Origin of the sequence: Peribacillus sp. R9-11, from assembly GCF_031345095.1 — a bacterium.
GTDB lineage: Bacteria > Bacillota > Bacilli > Bacillales > DSM-1321 > Peribacillus > Peribacillus butanolivorans.
Genome location: NZ_CP133763.1, coordinates 2,439,650 through 2,456,438, shown reverse-complemented (window position 1 = coordinate 2,456,438; position 16,789 = coordinate 2,439,650). Strand labels below are relative to the sequence as shown.

At 35.9% G+C, this 16,789-nt stretch carries 14 protein-coding genes; 4 read left to right on the top strand and 10 right to left on the bottom strand.

Going from position 1 to position 16,789, the window contains the following annotated elements; genetic code table 11:
* Nucleotides 1-163: 163 nt before the first annotated feature.
* Together RE409_RS11950 and RE409_RS11945 are read right to left on the bottom strand one after the other, a co-directional pair.
* Nucleotides 164-1,633, bottom strand: a complete 1,470-nt coding sequence (locus RE409_RS11950; protein WP_201224742.1) for a response regulator transcription factor — start codon at nt 1,631-1,633, stop codon at nt 164-166.
* 505 nt (nt 1,634-2,138) lie between these two features.
* On the bottom strand, nt 2,139-3,458 hold the full coding sequence (locus RE409_RS11945) for an MFS transporter (protein WP_053345797.1): 1,320 nt from the start codon (nt 3,456-3,458) through the stop codon (nt 2,139-2,141).
* A gap of 489 nt (nt 3,459-3,947) precedes the next feature.
* Between RE409_RS11945 and RE409_RS11940 the strand changes: the two genes are divergently transcribed.
* From RE409_RS11940 to RE409_RS11930, 3 genes are all read left to right on the top strand, one after another.
* Nucleotides 3,948-4,556: a TetR/AcrR family transcriptional regulator gene (locus RE409_RS11940; RefSeq protein ID WP_053345796.1), complete on the top strand. Its 609-nt coding sequence runs from the start codon at nt 3,948-3,950 to the stop codon at nt 4,554-4,556.
* A gap of 160 nt (nt 4,557-4,716) precedes the next feature.
* Nucleotides 4,717-6,147, top strand: a complete 1,431-nt coding sequence (locus RE409_RS11935; RefSeq protein ID WP_201180873.1) for an FAD-binding oxidoreductase — start codon at nt 4,717-4,719, stop codon at nt 6,145-6,147.
* Nucleotides 6,144-6,701 carry an MFS transporter gene (locus RE409_RS11930; protein ID WP_201180874.1) on the top strand — a complete coding sequence of 186 codons (558 nt, stop codon included), beginning with the start codon at nt 6,144-6,146 and terminating at the stop codon, nt 6,699-6,701. The genes RE409_RS11935 and RE409_RS11930 overlap by 4 nt, the downstream gene beginning before the upstream one ends.
* A 263-nt stretch (nt 6,702-6,964) precedes the next feature.
* Here RE409_RS11930 and RE409_RS11925 read toward each other — a convergent pair whose 3' ends face one another.
* A complete protein-coding gene (locus RE409_RS11925; RefSeq protein ID WP_309559025.1) occupies nt 6,965-7,849 on the bottom strand; it encodes a DMT family transporter in 885 nt (294 codons plus the stop codon).
* The gene (locus RE409_RS11920) at nt 7,842-8,810 is read right to left on the bottom strand and encodes a DMT family transporter (protein ID WP_309559023.1); all 969 of its coding nucleotides are present in this window, start codon (nt 8,808-8,810) and stop codon (nt 7,842-7,844) included. The genes RE409_RS11925 and RE409_RS11920 overlap by 8 nt, the downstream gene beginning before the upstream one ends.
* 116 nt (nt 8,811-8,926) lie before the next feature.
* Here RE409_RS11920 and RE409_RS11915 point away from each other — a divergent pair, with 116 nt between their 5' ends.
* On the top strand, nt 8,927-10,270 hold the full coding sequence (locus RE409_RS11915) for an aminotransferase-like domain-containing protein (protein WP_201180877.1): 1,344 nt from the start codon (nt 8,927-8,929) through the stop codon (nt 10,268-10,270).
* A 148-nt stretch (nt 10,271-10,418) separates the two neighbouring features.
* On the opposite strand, the gene RE409_RS11910 is transcribed toward RE409_RS11915, so the two are convergent.
* The 6 genes from RE409_RS11910 to RE409_RS11885 form a co-directional block, all read right to left on the bottom strand.
* A complete protein-coding gene (locus RE409_RS11910; RefSeq protein WP_056520999.1) occupies nt 10,419-11,018 on the bottom strand; it encodes a nitroreductase family protein in 600 nt (199 codons plus the stop codon).
* 125 nt (nt 11,019-11,143) lie between these two features.
* Complete coding sequence (locus tag RE409_RS11905) at nt 11,144-12,121, bottom strand: ring-cleaving dioxygenase (protein WP_201224746.1); 978 nt, start codon at nt 12,119-12,121, stop codon at nt 11,144-11,146.
* Nucleotides 12,122-12,585: 464 nt separating this feature from the next.
* Nucleotides 12,586-13,185, bottom strand: a complete 600-nt coding sequence (locus RE409_RS11900; RefSeq protein ID WP_309559021.1) for a nitroreductase family protein — start codon at nt 13,183-13,185, stop codon at nt 12,586-12,588.
* Nucleotides 13,186-13,592: 407 nt separating this feature from the next.
* Nucleotides 13,593-14,462, bottom strand: a complete 870-nt coding sequence (locus tag RE409_RS11895) for an aminoglycoside 6-adenylyltransferase (RefSeq protein ID WP_309559020.1) — start codon at nt 14,460-14,462, stop codon at nt 13,593-13,595.
* Between the two features lie 51 nt (nt 14,463-14,513).
* Nucleotides 14,514-15,776, bottom strand: coding sequence for a dihydrolipoamide acetyltransferase family protein (locus tag RE409_RS11890; protein ID WP_201180883.1), 1,263 nt, complete (start codon nt 15,774-15,776; stop codon nt 14,514-14,516).
* Nucleotides 15,777-15,801: 25 nt separating this feature from the next.
* Complete coding sequence (locus RE409_RS11885; protein ID WP_309559017.1) at nt 15,802-16,785, bottom strand: alpha-ketoacid dehydrogenase subunit beta; 984 nt, start codon at nt 16,783-16,785, stop codon at nt 15,802-15,804.
* Between the last annotated feature and the right edge of the window lie 4 nt (nt 16,786-16,789).

The window sequence follows — 16,789 nt, the reverse complement described above, 5'->3', positions numbered from 1 at the left end:
CATTTTAAACTAAAAATTCAAATAATTTATTATAATTTAATGATATTTTTATGAATTGTTTTCATATTTTTTTATTTGTTTTATATTTTTATAAACAATTTCATTTTTTTTCATTTGTAGCCCAATAAAAAAAACGATTCAGTATTAGCTGAATCGCCTTTTTTCATAATCCAGACCGATAAGCAGATGGTGTACACGCTTCAAGCAGTTTGAATTTTGCATTAAAATATGTTTGATGTGAATAACCCGTTAATTGTGCAATTTCTTCCAATGATAAATCCGATTCCTTTAATAGACGTTTAGCCTCTCTAATTCGAACTTGATGCAGGGTATTGCGAAAAGACTGACCGGATTCGGCTGCAAAACGACGGCTTAGAGTGCTTTTATTAATACGAAGCGCATCAGCGCATGTTGATAAACTCCATTGGGCATCCCAATAGTTAGACTCAATTAACTCCCTTGCTTTTTCCACAAGTGTGCGCGCCCCATTTTGTAATTGCTCATGGTCCTGAAGAAGCAAACGGGTGGTAAACATAAGCAGCTCTTTAACAATTTGATAAATAACTGGTTTATGTACTATTTGCTGAAAAACTTCATGATAGATTGCTTCTAAAGAAGAGTTTTGGAGGTTGTATGATTTCATATGCCTCCTGATTTGTGCAAGAACACTTGTAAGGCGAATGCGAACTATTTCAGGGTCAGGGTATGGTTGCTGAAAAGTCAGAAATTCATGCTCGACCCAATTCCTAATCGCTTTCGTATCTCGTCTTTCAAGCATTTCAATCCATTGCCGTTGTTCCAGAGGAGTGAGAAATGGATCCATCTCTTGAGAGGACATTTGTTGACTTTCTGCTAAAATAATATCATAACCTTCGAAAAAAATTCGCCTCGTCAATTCACGAGTTTGCTGGTATGTATTTTTTAACGAATCATCTGAAGTTGCTACTTTGATTATTATGGCAAGAGGCTCATCCATACGTTCTTTCCAGTGAGCAAGAAACGCTTGATACTCTTCCTTATATACATCGACTTCCTTAGTTTCCTGGACGCATAAAATAAAATCCGATAACGCAAATATTTGATTATTGCCGGTAAAAGAATAACGTTGTAATTCATCATAAACTAAAGGAAGCGTGTTATGATGAGGTGTCAAAAATGCGACCATCGTTAACCTACTGTTATGTCTCCGCTCTGTCAAAAAGAAATCAGGGTAACCGATGGCCAACGTATTCTCTACTTCCATTGTGTTATTTGAGAGATAACCTTGACCGTTTCTCAATTGATAACGTAATTGTTGAATATGTTTTACTAAGTCTACAGAAGAAAAAGGACGGAATAAAACATCTTCCGCACGAAAACGAAGCGCTCGATATGCAGTTTGAAAGATTCGCTCAGATGAAACTCCTAACCATCGAATACCTCGTTGCTTTAACTTAACACCCAACATCTCACTTTCACTCGTCCATAAATCCATATCCAAAATGACGAATTCTGGTTGTTGATTTTGCATACCCACTTCAAATTCCTCAATTGTTTTCCACAGAATCAATCGAACTCCAGTAAGATGAGACTCCACTATCCACCGGATTCCTTGAGCTTCTATCTCATCTTTTGCCACCAAATGGATTTCCACATTATTCCCTCATCTCTTCTTGCATTTACTTTCATCAAGGAAACGTACCTATACATTAAAGTCGCCTTTAAAAGAAAATGAATAATACAATTATTTTCTAAGAAGCTTTCACCTTTCCTTCAATTCTATTCCACACAGAATGTTAAGAACAAGTCTTGTTGAGCAGCTTCATCCATTCGGATTTATTAAAAGTTTTTACAGAAGGAACTAACATTAAGAGCAACCACTGAAGATAACTGCTATCTTACAAAGACTTACCATTAATCTAAATACGAGTCATTGTTCGTTCATGAGTTTCTTATTCTTAGTATATTAACTGTCTTTCCAAGTTTTCAATTCACGCTTTCTAAAAAATGGGTGGGGCAGTAAAAGAGCTTGTTCTTTCTTTACGATACAACTATATTAAAAAATAAAAAGAAACACCAGAGAAAAATCTTACACTTTTCAATGGTGTTTCTTTTTATATCCCTTTTAAGGCACACAATTTAATTTTCATTTAAATCAGTTATAATTGATTAATATTGACTTCAACTTCTTTTACGATGTTTTCATCTGAAGCACTTGTCAATTTTAATGATAATAGGGTGATGACTCCTATTACAAGTAATCCAGATAAGATAAACATACCTTGAGTAAAAGCAACAGTTCCGAGAATCATCGGTCCTACAAAACCGCCTAAAGCCGCAAATGAATTGACTAGGGCTATTCCAACTGGTGCAGTGGATTCAGTGAAGAAAAAGGTCATATATGCAAAGAAACATCCACTGAAACCGTATAACCCGAAAGATGTAATCGTTAACATAAGCACCATCATAAAGACACTATCAGAAAAGCCGCACCCAATAAAACCGATAACTGCTATCATGAGACAAACGAGCAAGTGTGATTTATGTGCATTGGTCCGATCTGAATTCCAGCCTACAAACATAACGGCAGGTATCCCTACTAACGATGGAATCATCGCTAACCATCCAATTTCTAAATTGGTTGTTGCATTTTCCGATAAAGATTTTATGATGGTTGGCATCCAGAATGACAATCCATAGATAGATGTGTACCCTGCGAAATAGAAAAGTGCCAACTTCCATATTTTCGAATCTTTCAGCATATCAAGCTTTGTGACTTTATTTATTTTCGAGCTTAGTTTTCTTTCCGCACTCAATTCCCCTTCTAACCAATCACTTTCTTCCTTAGATAACCATTTAGCGTTAGTCGGTCTATTAGTTAAATAGAAAACAACAACAATTCCAATAATAATGGCCGGAATGCCCTCAAGGATGAACATCCATCTCCAGCCTGCCATACCAAACCAGGAAATATTGTCAAGAATCCACGTCGACACAGGCGCACCAATCAATCCGCCTATCGGTAAGGCTAAAAGCAAAACCGCTGTTGCCCGTCCTCTTTCGCGGGCCCTGAACCAATAAGTTAAATACAAAATTATACCAGGAAAAAAACCCGCTTCGGCGACACCTAATAAAAAACGGAGAATGTATAAATGCATCGTTGTTTGTGCAAAACCTGTTAATATTACCACGAGTCCCCACGAAATCATTATACGGGCAATCCACATCCGAGCTCCCACTTTATGCATGATCATGTTGCTTGGTACTTCAAAAAAGAAATAGCCTATGAAGAAAATACCAGAAAGCAATCCAAAAACTTCAGCGGATAAGGCTAATTCAGCATTCATTTGTAAAGCAGCATAGCCTAAATTGACCCTGTCCAAGTAAGCAATGATATAAAGGATCAAGATAAATGGAAGAATCCGTTTCATCGTTTTACTGATCGTTCTTTTCTCTATTTCACCACTGGAATGATTCATGATTATTTCCTCCCTTTTCATGCTACTATTTCCCAAAAAATAATCCGTTTACTGCACATCTCTTTTCGTGCTTCCCGACTCTCTGGTTCATTCCTAGGACTATCAATTTATCCTGATACCACCTCCCTCCATTTACATATACTGAATCCAACAATATTATAAATACAATCCATATACTCAGGGCTAAAGAGGAATAAGCCTTTCTAGATGATAGTAACTGATTGTATAGGAATCTTCAGAAAAATCTAACGAACCTTATCACCAAATTCTTCTACTTTGAAAAACCTCCTATTTAAACTGAATGAACCTCCCCCATACTTATCTTGAATTTTGTAAACGCCTTCTAAATGTGCAAAATGCAATTAAGAAAGCGTTGTGATTATTCATGATCTACGTTAGATTAAATAGACCAACAATCCTTTAACTAGACTGTAGTCTGATATTAAACTATATAGGAATATTCTGTCAATTTACATTTGGAGGTTTTTTATGATTGAACCCAGAAAGAAACAGCTTAGGGGAGAAAAGACTCGTGAAAAAATTTTAAAAATATCTTTAAAGCTATTTAGCGAAAAAGGTTATGATAAAGTTACCGTTGACGAAATCGTGAAAAAAAGCGGCACATCAAAAGGGTCATTTTATCAACACTTTTCAGCGAAATCGGACATCTTTTTAGTGAGATTCACAGAAGTCGATGATTACTATCGCGAAGTCTTCCGTTCGTTCCCAGTCGATATGGACCCTACCGAGAAATTGTTTATTTTCATACGCAAATTGATGCGTTTTCTGGAAGAAGAAATGGGCAAAGATTTAATGAAAGTGATTTACAGTTCCGCTTTAGATTCAAAAGAACATACTTACTTTTTAAATTCAAATCGCTCACTCGTCCAAATTATTCGTTCATTAATTGAAGAGGCGAAAGAACAAAACGACATTGGCACTGACCAATCAGTTAACGAAATTTCACAACTTATCACCCAAAGCCTGATGGGAATCATCTATCATTGGGGATTAAACAACTCAGAACAAAGCTTGGAATCACTATCCATACCGCTAACCGAAACAATCATTAATGGGCTGAAAAGAACAAATACATAAATCAAAAGATTCATTTTCAAAAGATCTGACATTTAATTCAATATTAACCCCAATCTCATTGAATGGTCAGGGTAACTCCATTAATCTATAAAGTTCATACATTTTCATTATTTCACTTGAGTGTCAGACATTTTAAACGAGGAGTCGAAAGCCAGATATTATGAAACGATTTTTCTTTATCATCCTATATGCAATCTTATTTGGATTATCACTGCAGGCTTTTAATTTCAAGCTTGACCACCCTATTGCAGAAGATATCAGCCGGCTGATGCCCGTTAAAATGAAAGCGATAAAGGCAGAAGATAGTGAAGAAGCAATCAAAAAGGTCATTTTAGAAGCCGGAAAAAACGATGATCATATTTCCATTGCCGGAATGCAACATAGCCAAGGAGGACAGACATTATATCCAAATGGTATTCTGCTAGATATGAAACAATATGATAAAATACTTGATTTGGATGTAAAAGAAAAACGCATCACGGTCCAAAGCGGAGCAACCTGGGCTGTTCTCCAGGAATATATCAACCCATATGGACTTGCACTGAAGGTCAGTCAATCTCAAAATATTTTTACCATAGGCGGTTCTTTGAGCGTTAATGTCCACGGCCGCGATATTCGGCATCATGCCTTGATAGAAACTGTGGAGTCTTTTAGATTGCTAAACGCAAAAGGACAAATCCTAACAGTGAGCCGCAAAGAAAATTCGGAGCTCTTCTATTCGGTTATTGGCGGGTATGGTTTGTTTGGAGTAATACTCGACGTGACACTCCAACTTACCGATGACGAACTTTATAAAATTAAAACTAAATCACTCCATTATAATGAATATACGTCGTACTTTAAAAGAGATGTTCTTCAAAACGATGATGTTAAAATGCATCTGGCAAGAATATCGGTTGCTCCTGACTCCTATTTGGATGAAATGTATGTAACGGATTATTATAGGGCAACTGACCAAACACAGCTATCTAACTACAATACTCTCAAACGGGAAACGATCATCGCCGTGCCTAAATTCTTTCTTGGCCTCTCCCGTTATAATGACTGGGGTAAAAAAAGGTTTTGGGAAACTCAAGAAACCTACACGGCCAATATTGATGGGAACTTGATTTCCAGAAATAATGTGATGCGGTCTGACTCTGCTTTTATGGATTACAGCCACCCCTCCAAAACTGAAGTTCTTCAAGAATATTTCGTTCCGATTGATCAATTTGCTGATTATATCGATGATTTAAGAAAAACCTTATCTGATGAAAAAGAGTTTAATTTATTAAATATTACCATTCGTTATGTGGAACATAATGATGAATCACTCATGTCCTATGCCAAGGATGATATGTTCGCTCTTGTAATGCTCATCAATCAAGGTACAGATAACGAAAGTAAGGAAAATACGGGAAGGGTCATCCGTAACATGATTAATGTGACGCTTGACCATAACGGCAGCTACTATTTGCCCTATTATGGGTATCCAACAAAGACACAATTATTTGAAGCGTATCCGCGTACCGATGAATTCTTTCGATTAAAGAAGAAATATGATCCTGATAATCGCTTCATGAATCTTTTCTATAAGGAGTATCATCCATGAATTATAAACGTTTTGTTTTTTACCAAGGCACTGTTGGAATGGCTGCCAGCATGATTTTCCCTTTTTATATTTTACTAATTAAAAATGTAGGCACCAGTTATTCGCAATTCGGATGGGCATATGGAATATTCTCACTGACTGCAGCACTTAGCTATCCTTTAATCGGAAAATTCACTGACAAAGCCGGTGACAAAGCATTTCTCCTTTTCTATTCATGGGGAATGGCACTAATCCTTCTTGCCTTTCCTCTCGCATATGAAATTTGGCATGTCTATCTCCTGCAGATCATAATGGGGCTCCTTGGAGCTGTACAAAAAAACACTGAAAAAACGGTACTTGCAAGATATGTTACGAAGACAACAGCGGGTGAGGAAATTGGAAACTACCATGTCTGGACATCCATAGGTGCTGCAGCTGCGGTGATTGCAACCGGATATTTAGTCGACTTTTTAACGATTGGCAGCATCTTTTACCTTGCATCCTTAATGTTTGCCTGGAGTGGATTTATTATAATGAAGATGGAGAAAAACACTTCACTATATAATGTAGAATAAATAAAAAATATAAGGATTTATTACTGGTTAGCGCTAATAAATCAGTTACCCCTTTTAGTAGAAGAAGCATCTGCATTAACCTCAGCAGATGCTTCTTCTACTATATAAATCATTTGCGGATCAAAAAACAAAAAATGATCTTACAAAGATATATTAAACCTGCTCCCCTTTTCTCAATTTGGTTTCGTTAAATATACGAATTCTAAAATTACTTTGTTTATAAGTATAAAGATAACGGACCAGAGCTCAAATAATATAAAAAGCTACTTTCTTATCAACATGGTTATTATTTTTTCGTCTGATAAAACTAATGACATCATAATAACACCCATTCCAATCAACTGTTGAATAGACAACGCTTCATGTAAAAAGAAAAAGCCTAAAATCATTCCTATGACTGGCACAATATAATTACTAAATGACGTAAATAACGCGCCTTCTTGCTGAATCAGCCTATTAAATAATGCATAAACAACACCAGCGTGGAAAATGCCTAAAATGACTAAGTAAATAGATTGAGATCTTTCTAAATCCAATTCGAAAGATTGCTCAAACACAAGGGACATTGGGATGAGCATTGCACTGGCAATCAGTAATACATTTCTCATATGAATAACGGAAGATCCCTCGTTTAATTTCTCCAGGATAATCAATGATAATCCAAAACTCATAGCTGCTAATATCAATAGGATATTACCCTGAATGCTGTTGAAAAGATCTTGAAAACCGTGTGTTGGCCAGGAAAGAACGACAATACCGGCAAATCCGAATAGGATACTTGTAATCTCCGGCATTGTGCTTTTTCTTTTGAAAAATGCTATTAAAAAGAGGATAGTAAAAACAGGAACCATTCCAATCAACATCGCTGCGACACTGCTAGGCACCGTTTTCTGGCCTTGTGCAATGAATGCAAATGGCAGTACAACCTCGAAAACCGCAATGATTATATACCATTTATAATAACTCTTATTTACTCTTCGCTCTTCTTTCGATAAAAAAAAGCCAATGAAGAGTAAACAGATACCACCTATACATGCTTTGATGGCTGACAAAGTAATAACCCCAACATCATCTATAACTAATGCAATAAAGAAGAATTGAGATCCCCATATACAGCTAATCAAGAGTAATAAAACATATTTATTCATTCACTTTACTCCCCTTTTTCATCAATGGATCGGCAATAGTCTTATTAATATGCTTTGACCGATTACTACCAAGATAGTTCGTGCCAATTACACCAACAAGAATAATCATCGCACCTACAACGTGATAATAGTAAATGGATTCATGTAAGAAAATCACCCCAGCTATGATCGTAATCAATGTTGCTAAATTACTAAAAACGCTCATTTTAGAGGCAGGTAATATAGATAATGCATAGTTTGATAAAAACCCAGTAAGCAGTGACGATAATGCACCAAGATATACGATTGAAATGAGAAATGAACTACTTGCTAAGGGTAAAAAAAAGCTACTAATTGATTGGTTAATTATATGGTTGATGATGGCCATGCTATTAAAAGCAACAAAACCAAAGAACGTCATCACATAAGTTAACGTAAATAGTGAATATTGCTTTGTTAATGTCCTTGCTACCACATTATAGAAAGCTGCAGCAATTGAGGATAATAAGATCAGTATCGTTCCTTTCAAACTATGAGCCTCAAGTTGCAAGTCGTTCATGACAAAGATAAAGATAACCCCCATCACAGATAAATAAAGAAAAAATTTTTGACCTTTACCAGCATATTCTTTCAAAAATAATGAAGCTGATAATAACGTAAAAATTGGTATGGTCGCTTGGATAATACCCGCTTCTGAAGATGAAGTATAAACGAGACCAAACACTTGAAATGTAAAGAATAAAATTGGATAAAGGAACACCAACGGAAGAATTTTCAAAGTATCCTTTGCACTCATCTTCACTGAAGACCTCCTATACAACAGCTTTAAAATTATAGCGATCAAAAAAGCCATCGTAAATCGATGTGCTAAAGTATCTAGCGGACTCGCTTCTATTAATGATATTTTTGTAAAGATAAATGAAAATCCAATAATAATGGCATATACTATCGCCGCAAAATAGGCTTTTTTTTGTTCTGACATATGCGTAAATCCTCCTTTTCATCACTCGGCCGGTTGTTAGTATCGTATTAAAAGTTCCACTACGATACAATACAAATAAGAAGCATCTGTAACGGTACAGTTTATAGGAGGTATACATGCTAAAATACGTAGCTTTGTTTAATGAATTTGAATCTCTCATCCAGAATGGACAACTCAAAGCGGGCTTTAAACTCCCATCTATTCGTCAATTAAGCGATAAACATCAATGTAGTAAAAGTACAGTCTTGAAAGCCCTGCAAGAATTGGAAAAGAGGCATTTAATCTACTCGGTTCCTAAAAGTGGATATTATGTCGTGCAAAAAGAATTTGATGCTAAAAGTGAACCAACTTCGGAAATCGATTTTGTTACCTCCGCTCCTGCTTGGCATCAATTTCCGTATCATGACTTTCAACATTGTATCAACAAAGCCATCGATACCTATCAGCAAGAATTGTTTATCTATGGCACTCCAAAAGGACTACCCTCTTTAATTAAAGTGATACAAAAACAATTAGAGCAATATCAGGTATTCGCAAAAGAAGAACAGATTTTCATTACTTCTGGCGTGCAACAAGCACTTTCCTTATTAACGTTCATCCCCTTTCCAAATGAACGTACTCATATACTTGTGGAACAGCCCAGCTATCATCTATTTGTGGAACAATTGAAAGCGTACAAGATTTCCGTGCTAGGAATCCAAAGAACAGCAGAAGGTATTGATTTAGGGGAATTAGAGAGGATTTTTAGAAGTCAGGATATTAAATTTTTTTATACGATGCCTCGTTTTCATAATCCGTTAGGGACTTCTTACTCTAAAAAGGACAGAGAAGAGATACTAAAACTTGCTGTAAAGTATGGTGTTTATATTGTAGAAGATGATTATTTAGCAGATTTCGAAGAAAATTTGAAGGTAGACCCTATTTTTTCCGAGGATACTCATCACATGGTCATTTATTTAAAAAGTTTTTCTAAAATAATGTTTCCAGGATTACGCATAGGTGTCGCCGTATTGCCTAAATCATTAGTAGACAGCTTCCAACTTTATAAAAGAACAGCCGATATTGATAGTTCAATGATTTCACAAGCAGCCTTGGAAATCTACATAAAAAGCGGCATGTTTGAACGTCATAGAAACAAAGTACGTCTGTCCTATTTAATGCGTGCAAACTTGCTATATGATGCTCTAGAAAAGCACTCTACCCTAGGCTTTTATCGCCCAGCATCCATATGTATGAATTCTCATATCGTGCTACCTCATCGTTTAAATAGTGCTCACCTCATAAAAAACTTACAGAATCAACAAGTACTTGTAGAGACGATAGGTCAAAATTATATAGACGGCTTTCACCAAGAAAAAATATTAAAATTAAATGTGTCCAATACAAATATACAAAAGCTAGACCAAGGAATAGCTCTCATTTTTAAAGAATTGAATAACAAACAGAACTATTACCTATAAACTAACTTAAAATGCAGCTTTACATTTTGAAATATCATTTCAGGATAACATTTACATTTGTGATTCTGAAAAAGCATGTGCAAAATGAGTACAAAGAAAGAGCCAATTTAGTATTGGCTCTCAACAAAGTTTTTCTTCCTAGTCCACTTTATTTGTAAAATTTAATACGGTCTTCAAGTGGTTGGAATTCTTTTTCTCCCGCTGGAGCAGTTGGATTACCAAATGGCATTTGCGCAATCAGTTTCCAATTATTTGGTATACTCCATTCTTTTTTCACTTCATCATCAATTAGTGGATTATAATGCTGCAAAGTTGCTCCTAATCCTTCTGCTTCCAGTGCTGTCCAAACAACCAGTTGATGCATACCTGAGGTGTGTTGTGACCAGATTGGGAAGTTATCAGCATATGTTGCAAATTGTTCTTGAAGCGATTTCACAACAGATTCATCTTCCAAGAATAATATTGTTCCGTATCCAGATTTAAAGGAATCCATTTTTTGTTGAGTACCTGTAAAATCTCCCCCTCCAACCGCTTTTCTTAACGTTTCAGTAGTAATATCCCATAATTTATTATGTGCTTCACCAGTTAACACAACAAGACGGGAAGATTGAGAATTAAATGCCGATGGGGTATGTTTTACAGCAAATTCAACAATCTCTTTAATCTTTTCATCTGATACTTTTACCTCATTATTTATTCCATAAATAGAACGTCTTTCTTTAATAGCTGTATAAAAATCTTTAGTCATAACTCATTTCCTCCTGAACTATTTTTAAAATGTATCTTGAATCATTCTTTTCATATTATTTCTACCTGTTTTAGTATTAGGAACAAACCAGCATATAATTCGTTTAAAGATGTAATTCACATCAATTATTCTTTAATGAATTCCTTTGTACTTCTTACTGTATCAATTGGACGAACTAATTTTTCAATTTGTTCACGTTTTGGTTCTAAGAATGGCGGTAAAGATAATTTTTCTCCTAGCGCTTCGTATGGCTCATCTCCCATAAAGCCAGGGCCATCTGTTGCAAATTCGAATAAAATTTGCGGTGCCACTCTTACGTAAAGTGACTCAAAAAAGTGACGGTCTACATAACCAGACGTTTGAAATTGGAAGCTTTCCATTCTTTTAATCCATTCTTCTAAAACAGAACGGTCTTCAACACGGAATGCAGTATGGTGAACAGTACCAAAACCTTGCCGTGCTTGAGGAAGAATTGCATTATGCTCTACAATTACTTGAGCACCATTCCCACCTTCTCCAACTTCAAATAAATGAAATGATCCTTCTTTCCCTATTTCTTTAAATAATAAAACTTTTTCCAACATTTCTTTAAAATAATCAAAGTTGGCAATCCGTATAAAAATGGGGCCTAATCCTGTAATAGCATATTCTAAAGGAATAGGTCCTTTTTGCCATGGTATCCCCGCAGCAACGCCTTCATTGTTTTCATCTGAAATCAATTGATATTGCTGGTCATCAAAATCAACAAATGAAATGATTTTTTTACCAAATTGTTCTTGAATTCCGGTATTTTTAACCTCTAGACGATCAAAACGTTTAACCCAATACTCTAATGCTTTATCATTTGGTACACGGAAAGATGTTTTTGAAATTTCATTAGTGCCATGTACTCCTTTTGGAATACCAGGGAAGTCGAAGAAAGTCATATCTGTACCTGGACCACCAACATCATCTGCAAAAAATAGGTGATATGTTTGAATATCATCTTGGTTTACCGTTTTTTTGACTAAACGCATTCCTAAAATATAAGTGAAAAATTCATAATTCTTTTCTGCACTACTTGTAATGGCTGTTACGTGGTGGATTCCTTTTAATTCATTCATTTATATTCCTCCTACTAAAATCGACAATTTGGCTTATTGGGTACTGCTGCTTTTTGCTGATTCACTCATTCGTAATCGGTTACTACATTTTTCCTTTAACGTCGATTGTCTATTCAAGTGATATTGTGTTTAGAGTTTTATCTTCAGTCAATTATCTCGAATTAATATATCTTCGTTTAAAGATAATTTATCATGGATATCATTCTCTGTCAACAAATATGGATTATGATTACAATTATGCAACCTTTGTTAATATGACCTTACTTGAACTCAATCTTTTTACTCGCTGTTACTCATCATAATAAAATCCATTTATTAATAGTTCTCTATCTATTGGCAAAGAAAAACCCGAATAGAAGACTTTTTTAGTGTCGCTGCCATTAGGGGGTCATGAACTTCTTAGATATATAACTTTTCGCTAATACGTAATGCAGCTACTAAAAGTTATTTCTTCCTAATCAATTTTATTTAAAAAATTTAACACGATCTTCAAGTGGTTGAAATTCTTTTTCTCCCACTGGAGCTGTTGGATTACCAAATGGCATTTGAGCAATTAGTTTCCAGTTACTTGGGATGTTCCATTCATTTTTCACTTCATCATCAATTAGTGGATTATAATGCTGTAATGTTGCTCCTAATCCTTCTGTTTCCAATGCTGTCCACACAACTAATTGATGCATACCTGAAGCTTGTTGTGACCAAATTGGGAAATTATCAGCATATAAAGCGAATTGTTCTTGAAGAGATTTCACAACCGCCTTATCTTCAAAGAATAATACTGTTCCATAACCGGATTTAAAGGAATCCATTTTTTGTTGAGTACCTGTAAAATCTCCTTCTCCAACTGCTTTTCTCAACGTTTCAGTCGTGATGTCCCATAATTTATCATGTGCTTCGCCTGTTAACACAACAAGGCGTGCTGATTGAGAATTGAAAGCTGATGGAGTGTATTTTACTGCAAATTCAACAATGTCCTTTATTTTGTCATCTGAAACTTGTACTTCTTTATTGATTCCATAATAAGAACGTCTTTCTTTAATTGCGGTGTAAAAATCTTTTGTCATAACGTTTATTCCCTCCAGAATTCTTTATATTTATCTCGAATACATATATCTTTATTTCAAAGTAATTTTAAACATAAAAAAAAATAATGTCAAACATTTCATACTGATCTAATTGTATTGCTGATAGGAAAAGGCTGTCGTTTCTTCTGAGAAGTCCTTAGTAATGCCTGCTTATCCGAGGCTGGGCTATAAATGATGAGTGATTGTATATGGGATAAATTGAGAAGTTGCTTAATTTGAATTAATAGGTGGCTAGTTTCATGAAGGTTCAGTTTTTTTGGGAACAGGTAATTGGAGATGTCGCTAGTATCGGAAAAATCCGCTTCCAATTACCTTATACTTCACTTGTTTAGAAATACATCATATATTCCCCAATTCATTTGAACTTACATGTTTGCTAAAAAAGCTTAAAAAATTTCAGTAGCATTGGGCGATAAGTTTTGGATATGTTTTAGGTATGTAATAACACTCTTTTCATTTTCATAAGGATATTCATAATTCAAATGTTTTCCAACATACATCGCTGTACTATCAAAAAGATCACACATTGAAAATAAAGCTCTCCAAACACCATCATAACTTCCATCTGCATAAGTGGAAAGAAGCTTCTGCCAACTCTTTTCAGTCAAAAAACACTCCAAATATTTGCCGTGTTTACCAACGCTTACTGAAAAGTTCGTTTCAATACCTACCTGCCATTCTAGCATTTGAATAAGCATTAATCTGACATTGTTAAGATGCTCTTGTGCATATAGAATTTCCTTTCTCCATAAACCCTTTGCTACATAAGTTGATACCCACCAAAATTCAATGCAACAATCATCAAAGAATTCGGTAGAAGGTTTTTTAATCCAATAATCTACATCGGTCGGATTAGGAATTGAAGGAAGGCAATTATCCTTGTCCATTAAAATAATCGTAAGTTTATCCTCTTTGCAATAAACATCTTTTTCATCGAAAGGAACTAATAATAGGTCAATACGGTTTCCGTCTGTAAACTGCATTAAATAAGAGAAACGCCCTCCTAATTCTGGTGGAAATAATGACATTTCTTCAGGTTTTTGCATAATGATTCGTTCACCAAAAACATCAATCCATTTATGGTCTCGTATGAAAGATTCCATTTCGGTCACAATATAAACGATATCATAATCCTGAAACACATCTTTTGGAACTTTCGTATTCGTTCGTGAACCATTCATTCCCACAGCACGGACTCTATCATCTTTTTCTGCAATTTTTAAAATTAATTCAATCATGTCAGCTTCAGTCCGCATACATTTACCTCCAGTTAATTAAACACGCCTTATGTGTAAGGTATATTTTTCTCAATAAATGGAGGCACCTTCCTGAAAGGCAGTTTCAATAATTTCTTTTATTCTAGCTAAAAATTTACCGCATACTAAACCATCAAGTACCCGATGGTCAATCGACAAACATAAATTCACCATATTCCTTACCGCGATCATATCATCAATGATTACTGGACGTTTGACGATAGACTCAACTTGAAGGATGGCTGCCTGTGGATGGTTAATAATTCCCATCGACTGAATAGATCCGAATGCCCCCGTGTTATTAACCGTAAATGTCCCATTCTGCATATCTTCTGGTTTCAACTTTCCTGTTCGCGCTTTTTGAGCGAGTTCATGAACCTCCCTGGCTAGTCCCTTAATTGATTTTTCGTCCGCATGTTTAATCACTGGAACAAAAAGAGCATTACTCGCAGCTACAGCAATTGATATATTAATATCCTTTTTTTGAATGATTTTATCACCAGCCCACATAGAGTTCATCTCCGGAAATTCGGTTAGAGCTTGTGATACTGCTTTGATGAAAAATGCAAAGTATGTTAAATTATAGCCTTCTTTTTGCTTGAATTCAGCTTTTAATGAATCGCGATTCTTAACAAGGTTTGTTGCATCGACTTCGACCATCATCCAAGCGTGCGGGACTTCATGTTTACTTTTCACCATATTGGCTGCAATTGTTTTTCTGATTCCTGTAATAGGAATCTCTATATCGCCAACTGAATGGACTGATGTCTCAATGGAAGAAAACGATTTTTCAACAGGATCTTGTTTTGAAGCAATAACTGTTGGTGCCAACTCCTGATTTTCTTCAATTTTATTCACTCCTTTTTCAAGAAGTTTCACTAAATCTTTCCGGGTGATTCTTCCGTCTCTTCCCGATCCTTTGACTTTAGTTAAATCAATGCCATTTTCCTGTGAAATTTTTAATACGGCTGGTGAATATCTTGTTTTAAGGTGATTAGTGCTAGTTGTTGTTTCAATCGTTTTCAGGCTTTCGACTAATTGTTGGTCACTGTCTTCCTTCTTTTCACTGACATTTTCCACTTCTATCGCACAAATCACTTCGCCAACTACCATTGTCTCATTTTCTTTTGCAAAAATTTCTATAATCTTTCCGGTAAAAGACGAAGGGATTTCCGCTGTGACTTTATCAGTCATCACTTCCGCAATTGAATCATATTTATTCACATGGTCTCCAGGCCTAACGAGCCACTTGCTGATTGTTCCTTCCGTAACACTTTCCCCTAGCTGAGGCATTTTCATTTGTTGTATTTTCAATTTTCATACCCTCCCTGCCGATAATTTAATAGGCTGCAAGATCCCGTAGAGCTTTTTCTACTTTTTCAGGATTCACCATAAAGGATTTTTCCAATGGTGGAGAATATGGCATGGCTGGAACATCCGGACCGGCGAGTCTCATTATCGGCGCATCCAGATCAAAAAGACAGTTTTCTGCAATAATGGCTGACACTTCACTAATAATGCTTCCTTCTTTATTATCTTCTGTAATTAATAGAACTTTTCCAGTTTTGCATGCTGCTTCAATAATGGCTTCTTGATCTAATGGATAAACGGTTCGTAAATCAAGAATATAAACAGATATCCCATCACTGGCCAATTTTTCAGCTGCCTGAAGCGCAAAATGAACACAAAGGCCGTAAGTAATCACGGTAACGTCCTCACCGTAACGCTTCACATCTGCTTTGCCAATAGGTATTACATAATCATCAGTCGGTACTTCTTCTTTAATTAGGCGATAAGCACGTTTATGTTCAAAGAAAAGAACTGGGTCTTCATCACGAATAGCTGCTTTCAATAACCCTTTCACGTCATATGGCGTGGATGGCATGACGATTTTCAGCCCTGGTTGATTGGCAAAAATGGCTTCTACGGATTGTGAATGATATAACGCCCCATGGACTCCGCCGCCGTATGGAGCTCTAATGACTATTGGACATTGCCAGTCATTATTAGAGCGATAACGTATTTTGGCAGCCTCTGAAATAATTTGGTTGATTGCAGGCATGATAAAATCAGCAAATTGCATTTCTGCAATCGGCCTCATTCCATACATAGCCGCACCAATGCCAACCCCAGCTATAGCCGATTCAGCAAGCGGAGTATCAATAACCCGTTGTTCTCCGAATTGTTCATATAAACCAGTTGTTGCTTTAAAAACCCCGCCTTTTTTCCCTACATCCTCACCTAGTACAAATACACGCGGATCGCGTTCCATTTCTTCGCGTATAGCCATTATCACTGCATCTATATAAGAAATTACAGCCATCTTC

Excerpts from the sequence above, each read along its gene's own strand:
- RE409_RS11915 (WP_201180877.1), top strand. The coding sequence starts at position 8,927 with ATGCTAAAATACGTAGCTTTGTTTAATGAATTTGAATCTCTCATCCAG.
- RE409_RS11900 (WP_309559021.1), bottom strand. The coding sequence starts at position 13,185 with ATGACAAAAGATTTTTACACCGCAATTAAAGAAAGACGTTCTTATTAT.
- RE409_RS11935 (WP_201180873.1), top strand. The coding sequence starts at position 4,717 with ATGAAACGATTTTTCTTTATCATCCTATATGCAATCTTATTTGGATTA.
- RE409_RS11945 (WP_053345797.1), bottom strand. The coding sequence starts at position 3,458 with ATGAATCATTCCAGTGGTGAAATAGAGAAAAGAACGATCAGTAAAACG.
- RE409_RS11885 (WP_309559017.1), bottom strand. The coding sequence starts at position 16,785 with ATGGCTGTAATTTCTTATATAGATGCAGTGATAATGGCTATACGCGAA.
- RE409_RS11930 (WP_201180874.1), top strand. The coding sequence starts at position 6,144 with ATGAATTATAAACGTTTTGTTTTTTACCAAGGCACTGTTGGAATGGCT.
- RE409_RS11905 (WP_201224746.1), bottom strand. The coding sequence starts at position 12,121 with ATGAATGAATTAAAAGGAATCCACCACGTAACAGCCATTACAAGTAGT.
- RE409_RS11910 (WP_056520999.1), bottom strand. The coding sequence starts at position 11,018 with ATGACTAAAGATTTTTATACAGCTATTAAAGAAAGACGTTCTATTTAT.
- RE409_RS11940 (WP_053345796.1), top strand. The coding sequence starts at position 3,948 with ATGATTGAACCCAGAAAGAAACAGCTTAGGGGAGAAAAGACTCGTGAA.
- RE409_RS11925 (WP_309559025.1), bottom strand. The coding sequence starts at position 7,849 with ATGAATAAATATGTTTTATTACTCTTGATTAGCTGTATATGGGGATCT.
- RE409_RS11920 (WP_309559023.1), bottom strand. The coding sequence starts at position 8,810 with ATGTCAGAACAAAAAAAAGCCTATTTTGCGGCGATAGTATATGCCATT.
- RE409_RS11895 (WP_309559020.1), bottom strand. The coding sequence starts at position 14,462 with ATGCGGACTGAAGCTGACATGATTGAATTAATTTTAAAAATTGCAGAA.